Source organism: Henriciella algicola (genome assembly GCF_003576245.1).
GTDB lineage: Bacteria > Pseudomonadota > Alphaproteobacteria > Caulobacterales > Hyphomonadaceae > Henriciella > Henriciella algicola.
Window position 1 is genome coordinate 1 of sequence record NZ_QWGA01000006.1, and the last position, 14,250, is coordinate 14,250.

Sequence of the window (14,250 nt, forward strand, 5' to 3'; positions counted from 1 at the left end):
CGGCAACATGCTTGCCAGCCGCCAGCTCGGTGAGGCGCAGGCCGCCCTTAATGACGCCGACGCCCAGCTTGAACGCATCACCCCGCTGACGATTGAGCTTCCCTCCTGCGACCTCCCCGCCTCGCGTCAGCTCCTCAGCATGCATGACGTCGAAATGCGCTTTGGCGAACGCCAGCTTTTCGGCCCCTTGTCGTTTGAACTTCGCGGGCCCCAGCGCCTCGCCATCAAGGGGCCGAATGGCTCCGGCAAATCAACCCTCCTCAAGCTCATCACAGGAGAGCTCACTCCAACCTCGGGCCCCATCAGTCTGTATACCGATCGTATCGCTCTGCTCGACCAGCACAGCTCGTCGCTCGATCCTGACAGCTCGCTCATCGAAAATATGAGACGCCTCGCCCCGGCCTTCAGCGAGAATGAAGCGCGCGCCCAGCTTGCCCGCTTTGCCTTCCGCGCTGACAATGCCCTGCAGCTCGCCGGCACGCTATCTGGTGGAGAGCGCCTTCGCGCCGCCCTCGCCGCCGCCTTCGCTACGCCGCAGCCGCCCGAACTCCTCCTCCTCGATGAGCCCACCAACCATCTCGACATGGACGCCGTCAGCCTGCTCGAGACAGCGCTCCAATCCTATGACGGCGCCATCCTCGCCATCAGCCACGATGAGCGATTCCTGAAGGCGATAGGCATCGAAAGACAGGTCGATCTGGGCGAGCGGGTTGAAGTCCGGTACGACACCCAATATTTCAACGATCATTGAAATAAAACAGGCCCAAGCCGCATGTCCCAAGACGACCTCCAAGCTCTCGACGCCAGCGAACTTCGCGCCATCGACCCTGAGGCGCTCTTTCCGTCCGGGCGCAACACGCACAAGCCACGCATTCTGTTGCTTCACGGCTCGCTGCGCGAACGCTCCTTCAGTCGAATGGCCAATGAGGAAGCCGCGCGCATTCTCGAGGCACTTGGATGTGAGACAAAAGTATTCGACCCACACGGCCTGCCACAGGTCGACACGGTCGAGGCCGATCATCCGAAGGTGAAAGAGCTTCGCGACCTCGTCATCTGGTCAGAAGGCATGGTCTGGTGCTCGCCAGAGCGTCATGGCTCGATGACCAGCATCATGAAGAGCCAGATTGACTGGATCCCGCTCGCCCTTGGCGGCGTCCGCCCGACACAGGGCAAGACGCTCGCCGTGATGCAGGTGTCTGGCGGCTCCCAATCCTTCAACACGGTCAACCAGCTTCGCATCCTCGGCCGCTGGATGCGTCTGCTGACCATCCCGAACCAGTCCTCGATCGCCAAGGCCTGGCTGGAGTTCGACGACGATGGCCGGATGAAGCCCTCCTCATTCTACGACAGGATCGTTGATGTGATGGAGGAACTGGTGAAGTTTACGCTCCTGACGCGCGACATATCTCCCTACCTCACAGACCGCTACAGCGAGCGCCGCGAAAGCGCAGAAGACGTTTCGAAGCGCGTCAGCCAGCGGTCGATGTAGCTCGATCAGGCCGCGATGATCGGCTTGATCTCTGAGATGTCGGCGGCCGGTTCATTGCACAGAAGATCGTAATTGACCTAAAGGTTGATCCAGAACTCCACGCTCGTGCCGAACGCCTTTGAAAGGCGCGTAGCAGTGTCGACCGTCATGGACGTTTCTTCCTTCACCAGCCGCTCTATCCGTGTACGGGGGACATGGATATGACGCGCCAGCCTGCCAGCGCTGAGGCCCAGCTCGTCGAGAAACTCATGCTTGAGAATTTCACCGGGGTGGACCGGCACCTGAAGCGAAGTCATCTCAGTCCCTTTCTAACTTCGCCCATCCAGATCCGGGTCCAGTGTCAGCCCCTCATCCAGCTGCACACCAAACGAGTTCAGCATCATGGAAACCTGCGTGTACTGACCAACCGTCATCACAAGGTCCATCTTCTGCTTGTCGGTGAGGTCCGACAGCCGCGCCCAGGTCGCATCCGTGATGAAGGCATCAGACGTAAGCTCATCGGTCGCCTGCAGCATGGCCGCATCGATCGCGCTCCAGCCATCTGCGTCCGGCCCGGCCTTGATCCGCTCGACCTCTTCATCGGTGAGACCCGCTTCCTTGCCGATGACGACATGCTGCGCCCATTCATAACCGGACTTCCAGTTATAGCCTGCCCGCAGGATGACGAGCTCCCGGTCGCGCGCCGACAGGTCATTACGCCCCGAGAGGATATAGCCGCCCCAATGCATGAAGGCCTTATACGCCTTTGGCGCGCGGGCGATCGTGCGGAACACGTTGAAGATGGCATTGCGGTCAAACCGCTCGCCCATCATCTGTTTCTGCTCCTCGCTCATTTCCTCATTGGACAATGGCGCGATGCGCGGGGCTTTCAGTCTCATCGGGTTTTCCTCGCCTTTGATTTTCATGTTTGAGACCATGCCTACTGCGCGCCAGCGCAAATTGCGACATCGGCTTGATCGAAGTGAAAGTTTGCCCTTTCAGGATCGGCTATGGCGAAGCACGCACTCCCGCCCTAAATGCGAGGCGTGCAAACCGAACGAATTTGCGGAGCGGCCATGACCGAACTCTCAGTCAATCTCAATGCCGTTGCCTTCCTGCGCAACCGCCGCGGCCTTCCGTGGCCGAGCGTGGTTGATCTTGGCCGCATCGCGCTTGAGGCGGGCGCCGCTGGCCTCACCGTTCACCCTCGCCCCGATGAACGCCACATCACCCGCGCCGACGTGCCGGACCTGATGAACCTTATCACGAGCGAGTTTCCGGACCGCGAGTTCAATATCGAAGGCTATCCGAACGAGGCTTTCATGGCGCTGGTCGAGAAGATCAGGCCGCACCAGATCACGCTCGTGCCCGACGCGCCCTCGCAGCCGACCTCGGATCATGGCTGGGACTTCAGGACCCACGCCTTCAAGCTCCAGTCGATTGTCAGCCGCCTGAAACATACCGGTGCGCGCCTCTCCCTCTTTGCCGATCCCGATCCGGACCCGAAGCAACTCGAAGCGGCTGTCAGCACCGGTACCGACCGGATTGAGCTTTATACCGGTCCCTATGGCGGCGCGTTCAATGACGCCGTCACCACCGCGGCTGAGCTTGAAAAGCTTGGCCAGACGGCGGACGCCGCGCGCCAGCACGGCCTTGGCATCAATGCCGGGCACGACCTCACCGTCGACAATCTGCCTGCCCTCGTCGCGCGCATTCCCGATCTCGCCGAAGTGTCCATCGGCCATAATCTGACTGCCGACGCGCTCACCTATGGCATGGCCGAAACCGTCCGCCGCTTCCGCCGCTCTTGCGGCCAGGTCGTCTAGGCCACCCCACGACCTCATCCTGAGCTTGTCGAAGGACAAGGTTTTCGACGGATAAACCTCAACAACCTCATCCTGAGCCTGTCGAAGGATGAACCTGAGCCCCGAGCACGCCTCACAAAAGCGCCAGCGCACGCCCAACCTCCGCCTCCCATTCTGCAGTGTCCAGCACCGCCCACGGGTCGCAGGGCAACCATTCAGGCGTCTTAGGCAGCTCCCCCTTGGGCGGCCCTTTCACCCATCGCGCCTGCCCATCCCCGAGCAGCGTCGCCCCGAGCGCCCGAAGCCCGCGATAATAGTCGGCTAAATGCCTGAACACGTCGTCGACTTCGGCTTCAGGGCCCAGCGCCGCGCGAACCTTCTCAACAAAGACAAGCGCCGGCTCCAGCGGGTCGGGCCGCTCCGGGTCTTTCGCCGCCCGCTTTGACAGCCGTGACAGCAGCACTTCGAGCTTGCGCGCTTCGGCCTCATAGCCTGCCGCCTCGTCCTGTCGGCCAAGGTCAGACAGCGCCAGCGCCCAGCTAGCATGCCTTGCCGCCTGTTCTTCCGCCGTCTCCTGATCGAGGTCGCATTTGCGAAAGCCGAACTCTCGCGCCCAGACCTTGGACGAGCTGAGACAGATGCCGAGCCGCTTCGCCAGCGCCTCATAGGTGTCGCCGCGCCGCAGGCCCACCTCCAGCTTCAGCAGGGTCAGCATCCGGCCCGCTGGCAGGCGGCCAAAATCAGGAAGGCGTTTTCTCATCGCCGCCGACTATCGACGTGAAGGCCCGCTGTCGGATGAAATTCTGCAATCGCCCGTCGCTATTGGGCATTGGTCGCTGAAAGTGTTTCGCTGCGTTCGTCGCAGGCTCTGCGTGCACCGTTCAGAAACACCGCCAGTACACCGTCACTGCACCATGGTTTTGCAGGGAAACCCCCGCTTCATCCTACAACGCGTCCCTCACACTTTCCGACCGTGCTGAAATTCAGCTTCCGGCAAGGCGCGAGCGCATCATGTCGAGCCACGCCGCCTGGCGATGGATGAGGCTGATCATGTCGTCGGGGTCGCCCTCTGCGATAAGCTGGTCCAGCCAGATTCGGGTGACCTTCGCCTGGCTGTCGATCCAGTCCAGAAGCCTGCCCTGCCCTCTGACGGGCGAGGTGGCCCCTGACATGGGCGCAATCGAATGATGGTCGCGGTCGAGATTATACATGGGCAAGCTCCCTTTTTGCGATTCATTCTCATTTGCACATGATCGCCCTAATGAGTCAAATGAGGGAAAATACATAATCAGAGGCCCACCAGTGCAGTTATGCCGCGATGGAAACTCTTGACCTTCAAGGCGGCGCGAACCCTATACAGCGGTGCAGGTAATTGGGTACGGATGAGATATGGCAGACGGTTTTCTGAAACTGAGCAGCGCTTTTGATGAAGCGAACGAGGCAGACTGGCTGGACGCGGTCTCCAAGGCCCTGAAGGGCGGCGGGGTCGAAAAGCTCCAGCGCCAGACAGATGACGGGCTGACCATCCAGCCGCTCTATCGCGAAAGCGATTTCGCGAGCGCTTCCGATCCGCGCGGCGCACCCGGCGAAGCGCCCTTCCTTCGCGGCGCGAGCGCAGAGCCGGATGCCTTCCTGCCATGGGACATCCGCCAGGCCTTCGCCCATCCCGATCCGGAAGTCACCAATGCCGAGATCCTGAGAGACCTTGAGCGCGGTGTATCTTCCGTTGAACTCTCTATCGACTGCACGGGCACTGACGGGGTTGCCATCAAGGATGCAGAGACGCTTTCCACGGCTCTGAACGGTGTGCGCGCCGACCTCGCGACCATCGCGCTCGACCATCGCGGCCAAGGCTCGGGCACATCGGTCGCCAGCCTCCTCGCCCTTTGGGGAGAGCAGCAAGGCGGCTCTGACAATCTCAAATTCGCGTTCAATATCGACCCGGTCGGCCTGCTCCTGCGCACCGGCGAAGTCGCTGGTGGCATCGATGCAGCCTTCGTGCGCACAGCTGAGCTCTCGCGTCTTCTCTGCCTTCGCTATCCAAAAGCGACCACGCTTCGCGCCGATGCCCGCCCGGTCCATGAGGCTGGCGGCTCTGAGGCCCAGGAGCTGGGCGCACTCATGGCACACGCCGTCGATACGATGCGCCGCCTCGCTGCGGCTGGCTATGATATCAACGCCTACCCTTCGCAGACCGTCTTCACGCTGGCGGCTGGCGCCAATTACGGCCTTGAAATCGCAAAGCTTCGCGCGGCTCGCCGTCTCTGGGCCCGCATCCTCGAAGCGATGGACCTCGAGATTGAGCCGATGACACTCCAGTCTGTCAGCTCTGCACGGATGCTGACGCGCTACGACCCTTGGGTGAACATGCTCCGCAACACGGCGGCCTGTTTCGCAGGCGCTGTCGGCGGCGCTGATATCGTAACGGTCCGTGCCTTCAACGAAGCGCTCGGCGTGCCTGAAGAGCTTGGCCGCCGCACGGCCCGCAACACGCAGATCATCGCGATGGAAGAGTCGGGCCTTGGCAAGATCGCCGATCCGGCTGGCGGGGCCTGGTTTGAAGAAACGCTGGCCGATGAGCTGGCAGAAGCGGCCTGGTCCGTCTTCCAGCAGATCGAAGCCGAAGGCGGTCTCGTCCAGAGCCTTGTTGACGGCAAGCTGCAGGCCCGCATTGCCGAAACGCGCGATGCCCGCTTTGCCGCCATCGCCAAGCGCAAGCGCCCGCTGACCGGCGTCAGCGAATTCCCGCTCCTTGATGGCGAGCCCGCACCCGTGGCCGAAATCAAGTTCGAAAGCAGCGCGACCAGCGTCTCCAGCGAGGGCATCACCAGCTTCCTGAAAGACCTGCCGGACAAATCTGGCGCGGCGACGAAAGCCGAGCCGCTCGCGCCGATCCGCCTCGCCCGTGATTTCGAGACGCTGCGCGACCGCGCGAGCGCCCATGCAGACCGCAAGGGCAAGCCGCCAGCCATCTTCATCGCCACGCTGGGCCCGCTCGCCGAGCACAATGCCCGCGCAGACTTTGCCCGTAACCTCTTCGCCGCTGGCGGCGTGGTGGGCGTCGACGCCGACAAGACGCCTGAAACGCCAGAGGTTCTGGCCGATGCCTTCAAGGCATCCGGCTGCCGGATTGCCGTCATCTGCGGCGCCGACAAACGCTATGAGGACGAGGCCGAGGCCGCAGCAAAGGCGCTCAAGGATGCAGGCGCGAGCCGCGTCTTCCTCGCTGGCAAGTTCGAAGCGCCAGGTATCGACAACAATATCTTCATGGGCTGCGACGCGGTCGACATGCTGCAAATCGCCCAAGCCGAACTGGGAGTCGAGAAATGACAACCTTCCCCGATTTCACGAAGCTCGACCTTGGCACGCCAGACGCAAAAGCGCCTGCGCAGCCGCACAAGCCGTCACTTGAAACGCCTGAGGGCATCGACCTCGCCAAGACCTATTCGGCGGCGGACACCAAGGGGCTCGACTTCCTTGATGACTATCCAGGTCTCGCGCCGTTTGGCCGTGGCCCCTACCCGACCATGTATACCCAGCGGCCCTGGACCGTGCGCCAATATGCCGGTTTCTCGACGGCTGAGGACTCCAACGCTTTCTATCGCCGTAACCTTGCCGCCGGTCAGAAAGGCCTGTCCGTCGCCTTCGACCTCGCGACCCACCGGGGTTACGACTCCGACCATGTCCGCGTGACGGGCGATGTCGGCATGGCTGGTGTGGCGATCGACTCGATCTACGACATGCGCACGCTCTTCTCCGGCATCCCGCTCGACCAGATGTCGGTGTCGATGACGATGAATGGCGCGGTCCTGCCGATCCTCGCGCTCTATATCGCAGCCGCGCAGGAACAGGGCGTCTCGCCGGACAAGCTCGCCGGGACGATCCAGAACGACATCCTGAAAGAATTCATGGTGCGGAACACCTATATCTATCCGCCCAAGCCATCGATGCGCATTATTTCGGACATTTTCGCCTACACGTCTGAAAACATGCCGAAATATAACTCCATCTCGATCTCCGGCTATCACATGCAGGAAGCGGGTGCGACGGCGGACCTCGAGCTTGCCTACACGCTTGCAGACGGCATTGAGTATATCCGCGCCGGGGTCGATGCGGGCCTCGATGTGGACAAGTTTGCGCCGCGCCTCTCCTTCTTCTGGGCGATCGGCATGAACACCTTCATGGAAGTCGCCAAGATGCGCGCCGCGCGCCTTCTCTGGGCAAAGCTGGTGAAGGAAAACTTCAACCCGAAGAACCCGAAATCGCTGAGCCTTCGCACGCACAGCCAGACTTCTGGCTGGTCGCTGACTGCGCAGGACGTCTACAACAACGTCATCCGCACCTGCCTCGAAGCCATCGCGGCCGTCGGCGGTCAGACCCAGTCCCTGCACACAAACAGCTTCGACGAAGCGCTTGCCCTGCCAACCGATTTCTCGGCCCGCATCTCGCGCAACACGCAGCTTTTCCTGCAGCAGGAAGGCGGCGCCTGCCAGACCATCGACCCATGGGGCGGCTCTTACTACGTCGAGCGCCTGACGCACGATCTTGCGGCCAAGGCCCTCACCCATATCGAGGAAGTCGAGAAGCTTGGCGGCATGCGCAAGGCCATCGAGGAAGGCGTGCCGAAGCTTCGTATCGAAGAGGCGGCTGCCCGCACGCAGGCCCGCATCGATAGCGGTGAGCAGACCGTCGTCGGCGTCAACAAGTTCCTGCTCGACCAGGACGAGGACGTGCCGGTCCTGAAGGTCGACAATGCCACCGTGCGCCGCATGCAGCTCGACAAGCTGAAACGCCTTAAGGCTGACCGCGACCAGGCAGAAGTAGACGCCAAGCTCGACGCCATCGCGCTCGCGGCTGAAAACGGCAAGGGCAACCTTCTTGCGCTCGCCGTCGAAGCGGCCAGCGCCAAGGCAACTGTCGGCGAAATCTCCGAAGCGGTTGAGCGCAGTCAGGGCCGTCATCAGGCCGTGATCCGCTCGATCAAGGGCGTCTATGGCGGCTCCATCGGCAAGGACGACAAGGCCGAGGAAGCGCGCAGCCTCGCTGAGGCATTCACCTCAAAGAATGGCCGCAAGCCCCGGATTTATATCGCGAAAATGGGTCAGGACGGTCACGATCGCGGCCAGAAGGTCGTCGCGTCCGCGCTGATGGACCTTGGCTGGGATGTCGAGATCGGCCCCCTCTTCCAGACGCCGGAAGAAGCCGCCCGTGACGCCCGCGCCGCCAATGTCGACATTGTTGCAGCCTCCTCACTCGCCGCTGGTCACCTGACGCTCATTCCAGAGCTTCGCCGGGCCCTCGGTAATGAAGGCGCCGTCAGTACACAGATCATTGCAGGCGGCGTAATCCCGCCAGGCGACTATGATTCGCTCAAAGCGGCTGGCGCGTCGGCCATCTTCCCACCCGGCACGGTGATTGCGGATGCCGCACGCGCCATGCTGGAATCGCTGGAAGACAAACCAGCCCCGGCAGCGGCCGAATAGGTTGAAACCGGAGCAGCCGGCATGAGACGTTTCGCGGGCCTGCTGACGGGTCTCAGCGCGATTGTCGTCGCTGGCTGCACCTTAGTGGTTCTCAGCGGCCATTTCTCAGCGCTTCACTGGGTGCTGGACTTTATCGGCCAGTTCCAGCTGCCCGCGCTCTGGATCATGATGACCGCCGCCATCGTGCTCGTCGCGATGATGCCTTTCAACAAGGGCCATCTGGTCAATCTGATCTTTGCGAATGCGGCCGTCATCATCGCCGCGTTTGGCTGGTATTGGTTGCTGCCAACGGCGCCAGACGTGGACGCGGACCAGAGCATCAGCGTCTACCAGCACAATATGTGGGGCAATCACCCGGACCCCGCCCAGACAGTCGAAGGTGCGATCGACGCAGACCGGGATATTACGGTGCTCATCGAAGCCTATGGCGACAGGCTCGGCCCTGTCGAAGACCGACTGCGTGCGCACTGGCCATACTATTCACTCGACAAGATCGAAGGCCGCGGGCCGTCGGGCCTGCGCGTCTATTCACGCTATGAGATATTGAGCGCGGTCGGTCAGAACCCTGACGGGTCGCCCGCAACGCTGGCCGTTCGCCTTCAGACGCCCGAGGGCGTCCTGACCGTGCTCGTCATCCACTTCACCCGGCCCTGGCCGTTCGAAGACCCGGAGGCGCAGCTACGTCAGCTAGAAGGCCTGCTCGATGTGATCGATGACTTAGACGGCCCAGTGATCATGCTGGGCGATGTGAACTCAGCTGCATGGGGCCGGATCGCCTCGCCGCTTGTGAACCAGCACGGCTTTACGCTGGTCAACGATCCGCGTGCCGGCACATGGCCATCGAGACTTCCGCTCAAATTCGACCTTCCGAGCACCAGCCTCGCCCCGACACTCGCCATACCTATCGATCTCGCCTTCTGCCGAGGAGAGATTGCGTGCGGTGGTCACAAGGTCGGGCGGCATCTCGGCTCTGACCATCGCTCGACAAGCTTCCGCATGCGCCTAGGGACCGGCGACGGCCAATAGGAGGCGACCCTGCCGCAGGAACCGGACCTCGACCAATTCCAACAGATGGCGGAAGCCGCCTATGCCGGCCTACCGGAAAACTTCCGGCGTGCAGCGGGCCGGATCGAGATCCATGTGCGTGATTTTGCCGAAGCGGACGTTCTGGCAGAGCTTGGCATTCGTGACCGCTGGGAGCTGACCGGTCTCTATCAGGGCATCCCGCTGATCCATGACAGCGTGACCTTTCCGAGCCCCGACAGCCCGCGCATCTTCCTTTACCGCCAGCCGCTACTGGCAGAGATCCGCACGCGCCCGGATGTGACGCTGGAGGAGCTGATCGAGCATGTGGTCATCCATGAGCTTGGTCATCATTTCGGTTGGTCTGACGAGGAAATGCACCAGCTTCTGGAAGACGACTGAAAAAGGGCCTTCCAGATGATTACCGAAACAGACCGGCGCCACCTTACACGATGCGTCGAGCTTGCGCATGAAGGCGTGTCCAAAGGCCATGCGCCATTCGGGGCCTTGCTTGTCGACCGGCACGGCAAAGTGCTGAAGGAAGACTATAACCGGACCGGCGACGGCGATGTGACCGCGCATCCGGAGCTGGCGCTCGTCCAGTGGGCGAGCCTCAATCTCAGCGACGAGGACCGGGTGGCAGCGACGGTCTATGCCAGCTGTGAACACTGCCCGATGTGCGCGACGGGCCACGCCTTTGCGGGGATGGGGCGCATCGTCTTTGCGATTTCGGCAAACCAGATCGATGACTGGTTCAGGGAGTTCGGCTCTGGCGGTTTTCCGTTCGAACTGGTGACCGTCCGTGAGCTGTTGCCCGATCTTGAGGTCGACGGCCCCGACGAGACGTTCTCGGAAGAAATGTACGCCCTTTTCAAACACGTGTTTGCTGACTGATAGCTGGGCCAGCGGTTACGTCCATGTCGAGTTTGGTCTTTCCCTGAGAGGCGTGAGCGGCCAGACTGGTGCTCAAGAAACGCAAATGAGGGAAGACAGGATGAAGGGTCTTGGAGACAAGGATGCGAGCGCGCTCGCCTCCATGGTGCGCAAGAAGGAAATCTCACCGACAGAGCTTCTGGATCTCGCGCTGGAGAGCGCGCAGGAAGCGCAAGGTGAGCTCAACTGCTTCTCTTCCTTCTTTGAGGATTCTGCCCGCAAGCAGATCAGGGACGGCCTGCCGGAAGGCCCGTTTACGGGCGTCCCCTTTGCGGTGAAGGACCTTGGCGCGCGGCTGAAAGGCCAGCCCATCACGAGCGGCTCACGCGCCTTCAAGGGCACGATTGCGGATATGGACGCCGAGCTCGTCAAGCGCCAGCGCGAAGCGGGGCTTGTCATCTTTGGCCAGACGACGAGCCCGGAATTCGGCCTCACCACATCGACGGAAAGCGCGCTCTACGGCAAGACGCGCAACCCGTGGAATACGGAACATACCTCAGGCGGCTCCTCGGGCGGCGCGTCGGCTTGTGTGGCGTCGGGCGTGATCCCGATGGCGCATGCGAGCGATGGTGGCGGCTCTATCCGTATCCCAGCGGCTTGCACCGGCCTTGTAGGCCTCAAACCTTCTCGCGGCCGCGTGCCGATGGGCCCGCCCCTGTCAGAGAACTGGTTCGGCCTCTCGACCAATCACTGTGTGGCCCGCTCAGTGCGCGACAGTGCAACGCTTCTGGATGTCACCCACGGGCAGGAACCCGGCGCGCGCTATATCGCACCGCCGCCGGAAGGCAGCTTTCTCTCTGCGGTGGAGCGCGAGCCAGATGCCCTCAAGATCGCTGTCTGGAATACCGCCCCGAACGGTGTGAAGCCGGACAAGGACGCGCAGGCAGGGCTTGATGCGACGGTGAAACTGCTTGGTGCGCTGGGACATCATGTCGAGGAGGCAGGACCCGTCCTTGATGGCGAGGCGCTCGGCAAGGGCATGATGATCATGGTGTCTTCCTTCATGGCGTCCGTCGCCGATGAGCGGGCTGCGCATTTCGGGCGTCCGGTGGGCGAGGAAGACTTCGAGCCGGTCTCACTGCGCTTCATCGAGCTTGGCCGTCAGATCCCGATGTCGGAGCTGGTAAAGACCAATAACGCATTCATGGAAGCGGCCTGGCAGATGGAGCGCTTCATGGATGAAGGCGACTATGACCTCATCCTTGCGCCGACCCTGTCGCGGGCGCCGGTGAAACTTGGCGTTCTAAGCCTCGACCCGCCGGATTTCGACCAGTATGGCGTCGACATTTCGAGCTTTGCAGCCTGGTGCCCTGTCTTCAACCAGATGGGCTGGCCCGCCATCTCCCTGCCCCTTCACTGGACCGATGACGGCCTGCCACTCGGCATGATGTTCGGCGCGCGTCTCGGCAAGGAAGAGCTTCTCTACTCGATTGCAGGCCAGATCGAGCGGGCCCAGCCCTGGGCTGACAGGCGCCCGCCTGTCTGGGTCGGTTAGGGCAGGTATGGATCTTTCAACACATCAGGGCGGGTGTCACTGCCGCGCCGTGCGTTTCGAAGTTGAGCTGACGCCTCATGTCGAGGTGGAGGACTGCAACTGCTCGATCTGCGCGATGAGCGGCAATGACCATATCATCGTCGCGAAGAGTCGCTTTCGCCTGCTTCAGGGCGAGAGCGCGCTGACCGAGTACCGCTTTAACACGGGTGCGGCGCGTCATCTGTTCTGCAAGGTCTGCGGGATCAAGAGCTTCTACGTGCCCCGCTCCAACCCTGACGGCTATGCGGTGACGTGGCGCTGCATTGACAATTGGCAGACGCTGGATGCCGCGGTCGAGCAGTTCGACGGTCAGAACTGGGAAGCGAACGCCGGGGCCCTGGCGCACAAGTCAAAGGACTAGCGCGGCGGCGGGGCCCCGCGCCTCTCGCCGTCCTCACCACGGCTACCCCGGCGATCAGACCGGTCGCGGCGCTCTTCCCGGCGGGCCTCGACCTCTTCAAGCCATTCGACAAGCTCAAGGCGCTGGGCATCATCAAGCGCAGCCAGCTGGTCTGTCAGCGTCGTCTGGAAGGTCTCATTAAGGGAGCCATCTGCTGCGCGCATGTCGACGAAGGCCTGATCAACGGCGGCACGATCAAATGGCGTCTGACGCAGCGCCTCGACGAGACGGTCCTGCGCCATGCGCTTTTCCCGCCACTGGCCGCGCGCAGAACGGAAAGCATCGCGGAAGGCGCTGCGGATCTCGCCCCGCTCCGTTTCGGGCACGATGGACTGGATGCCGCGCGCGATCATGTGCTCAGTGCCGCGCGGCCCGCCGCGGCGCTCACGCTCCTGCTCACCAAGCTGGCCACCGATGAGGAAGCCGATGAGAAGCGCATTGGCCACAAGCGAGACGATCAGCGCAATCGAAGTTCTGGACAGGCGTTTGCGGTCACTCATCTAGGGGCGCCTCTTCAAGATAGGTGTCGTACTGATCATAGCCGAGCGCGGCATAGACGACGGCTTCAGCCTCGGTTTCATAAGTTGCAGGCACGCTTGACGCAGACGCTGTGTAGCCTGCGAACAGCCCCATGCCGAGGCTGGCGAGCGCTGCGCCCGCTGGCCAGCGTTGACCATTGGGCATCAGGATGCGGGAGAGCCGAGCGCCCAGGCTGTCCCGCGCTGTACGGGGCTGCGGCGCATCGGCAAGAATGCGCGCAGCGAGCGACGGATCCGGCTCTGGCATCGGCTCTGCTTCGAACGCCGCATCAAGAAGCCGTGCCTCTGCCAGCGCATCCGCAAACCTCTCTGGATGGGCGGCAAGGTGCGCCTCGGCCGCTTCGCGCTCCTCCTCGGGCCAGGCCATCGGCCAGGCGCCGTAGGTTTCCAGCAATTGAAGGACGCGCGCGTCAGTCATGTCGGTCTGTCTCATTCTTCCTGTCCTTCTGCCAAGGCCTGCCGGAGCGTTCTGCGCGCTCTCGATAACAGGCTTTCCAGTGCCTCTACGCTGACCTGCATGGCTGCGGCCGCTTCCTTGTTTCCCATCCCCTCCAAGGCAGAGAGGATGAGGGCTTCCTTCTGGCGCTCCGGCAGCGCGTCTATCAGCGCGCTTATCCGGGCACCGGCCTGTTTCTGATGGAGCGCCTGCTCTGGCGGCAGGTCACCTGCTTCGCGCTCCGGCAGCGTCTCCATCAGGACGGGCGCTTTCTTCTTCATCCGGTCACGGCAGAGATTGATCGCCACCGTGCAGGCCCAGGTCGAGAACTTTGACCTGCCCTCCCATTCGGGAAGCATTTTCCATGCCCGAAGGAAGGTCTCCTGCGTCACGTCTTCGGCCTCCTGACGATCGCGCAGCATGCGAAAGGCCACACGCCAGACGACCGGCATGTGGCGATTGACCAGCGCGGACTGGGCCATCCGGTCTCCGGCAGCTGCCCGCGCGATCTGATCTCTCTCAGAAAGGTCTGACACGTGTCGAGCATAGCGGCGGCCACGCGAGTTGCGAGGGAGGAAATCGTCATATCCCGCGCTGGCCGCCGCATCGCTCATTCCTGGCTAGTCCGA

Annotated in this window: 17 protein-coding genes; 10 read left to right on the plus strand and 7 right to left on the minus strand. The window is 62.4% G+C overall.

Translation table 11 applies throughout. The features are described from left to right. Nucleotides 1–751 (plus strand): ATP-binding cassette domain-containing protein (locus D1222_RS08430; RefSeq protein ID WP_147371840.1); only part of this gene is annotated, 751 nt, incomplete at its 5' end. Nucleotides 752–772: 21 nt separating this feature from the next. Then, on the plus strand, nucleotides 773–1,489 hold the full coding sequence (gene arsH, locus D1222_RS08435) for an arsenical resistance protein ArsH (RefSeq protein WP_119453828.1): 717 nt from the start codon (nucleotides 773–775) through the stop codon (nucleotides 1,487–1,489). Between the two features lie 77 nt (nucleotides 1,490–1,566). Here arsH and D1222_RS08440 read toward each other — a convergent pair whose 3' ends face one another. Together D1222_RS08440 and D1222_RS08445 are read right to left on the minus strand one after the other, a co-directional pair. Next, nucleotides 1,567–1,785 (minus strand): HigA family addiction module antitoxin, encoded by a 219-nt coding sequence (locus D1222_RS08440; protein WP_233348610.1) that lies wholly within the window; start codon nucleotides 1,783–1,785, stop codon nucleotides 1,567–1,569. Between the two features lie 12 nt (nucleotides 1,786–1,797). Then, the gene (locus D1222_RS08445) at nucleotides 1,798–2,367 is read right to left on the minus strand and encodes a carboxymuconolactone decarboxylase family protein (protein WP_119454046.1); all 570 of its coding nucleotides are present in this window, start codon (nucleotides 2,365–2,367) and stop codon (nucleotides 1,798–1,800) included. 177 nt (nucleotides 2,368–2,544) lie between these two features. On the opposite strand from D1222_RS08445, the gene D1222_RS08450 reads away from it, so the two are divergent. Beyond that, a complete protein-coding gene (locus D1222_RS08450) occupies nucleotides 2,545–3,294 on the plus strand; it encodes a pyridoxine 5'-phosphate synthase (protein ID WP_119453829.1) in 750 nt (249 codons plus the stop codon). A 112-nt stretch (nucleotides 3,295–3,406) separates the two neighbouring features. On the opposite strand, the gene D1222_RS08455 is transcribed toward D1222_RS08450, so the two are convergent. Then, a complete protein-coding gene (locus D1222_RS08455; RefSeq protein WP_119453830.1) occupies nucleotides 3,407–4,033 on the minus strand; it encodes a hypothetical protein in 627 nt (208 codons plus the stop codon). A 223-nt stretch (nucleotides 4,034–4,256) separates the two neighbouring features. Beyond that, a complete protein-coding gene (locus tag D1222_RS08460; protein WP_119453831.1) occupies nucleotides 4,257–4,484 on the minus strand; it encodes a hypothetical protein in 228 nt (75 codons plus the stop codon). A gap of 178 nt (nucleotides 4,485–4,662) precedes the next feature. Here D1222_RS08460 and D1222_RS08465 point away from each other — a divergent pair, with 178 nt between their 5' ends. The 7 genes from D1222_RS08465 (at nucleotide 4,663) to D1222_RS08495 (ending at nucleotide 12,607) form a co-directional block, all read left to right on the plus strand. Next, on the plus strand, nucleotides 4,663–6,603 hold the full coding sequence (locus tag D1222_RS08465; RefSeq protein ID WP_119453832.1) for a methylmalonyl-CoA mutase family protein: 1,941 nt from the start codon (nucleotides 4,663–4,665) through the stop codon (nucleotides 6,601–6,603). After that, complete coding sequence (scpA, locus tag D1222_RS08470) at nucleotides 6,600–8,756, plus strand: methylmalonyl-CoA mutase (protein WP_119453833.1); 2,157 nt, start codon at nucleotides 6,600–6,602, stop codon at nucleotides 8,754–8,756. Before D1222_RS08465 ends, scpA begins: the two co-directional genes overlap by 4 nt. Nucleotides 8,757–8,777: 21 nt before the next feature. Next, nucleotides 8,778–9,782, plus strand: a complete 1,005-nt coding sequence (locus D1222_RS08475; RefSeq protein ID WP_119453834.1) for an endonuclease/exonuclease/phosphatase family protein — start codon at nucleotides 8,778–8,780, stop codon at nucleotides 9,780–9,782. A 45-nt stretch (nucleotides 9,783–9,827) separates the two neighbouring features. Next, nucleotides 9,828–10,181: a metallopeptidase family protein gene (locus tag D1222_RS08480; protein ID WP_233348611.1), complete on the plus strand. Its 354-nt coding sequence runs from the start codon at nucleotides 9,828–9,830 to the stop codon at nucleotides 10,179–10,181. Between the two features lie 15 nt (nucleotides 10,182–10,196). Continuing rightward, nucleotides 10,197–10,673 (plus strand): nucleoside deaminase, encoded by a 477-nt coding sequence (locus D1222_RS08485; RefSeq protein WP_119453836.1) that lies wholly within the window; start codon nucleotides 10,197–10,199, stop codon nucleotides 10,671–10,673. 100 nt (nucleotides 10,674–10,773) lie between these two features. Next, nucleotides 10,774–12,207 (plus strand): amidase, encoded by a 1,434-nt coding sequence (locus D1222_RS08490; protein ID WP_119453837.1) that lies wholly within the window; start codon nucleotides 10,774–10,776, stop codon nucleotides 12,205–12,207. A gap of 7 nt (nucleotides 12,208–12,214) precedes the next feature. Beyond that, nucleotides 12,215–12,607: a GFA family protein gene (locus D1222_RS08495; protein ID WP_119453838.1), complete on the plus strand. Its 393-nt coding sequence runs from the start codon at nucleotides 12,215–12,217 to the stop codon at nucleotides 12,605–12,607. Here D1222_RS08495 and D1222_RS08500 read toward each other — a convergent pair. From D1222_RS08500 to D1222_RS08510, 3 genes are read right to left on the minus strand one after another with little or no spacing between them, the layout of a single operon-like run. Continuing rightward, nucleotides 12,604–13,146 (minus strand): periplasmic heavy metal sensor, encoded by a 543-nt coding sequence (locus D1222_RS08500; protein WP_119453839.1) that lies wholly within the window; start codon nucleotides 13,144–13,146, stop codon nucleotides 12,604–12,606. The genes D1222_RS08495 and D1222_RS08500 overlap by 4 nt on opposite strands. Continuing rightward, nucleotides 13,139–13,618, minus strand: coding sequence for a hypothetical protein (locus D1222_RS08505; protein WP_147371841.1), 480 nt, complete (start codon nucleotides 13,616–13,618; stop codon nucleotides 13,139–13,141). The genes D1222_RS08500 and D1222_RS08505 overlap by 8 nt, the downstream gene beginning before the upstream one ends. Then, the gene (locus D1222_RS08510; protein ID WP_119453841.1) at nucleotides 13,615–14,235 is read right to left on the minus strand and encodes a sigma-70 family RNA polymerase sigma factor; all 621 of its coding nucleotides are present in this window, start codon (nucleotides 14,233–14,235) and stop codon (nucleotides 13,615–13,617) included. The genes D1222_RS08505 and D1222_RS08510 overlap by 4 nt, the downstream gene beginning before the upstream one ends. Between the last annotated feature and the right edge of the window lie 15 nt (nucleotides 14,236–14,250).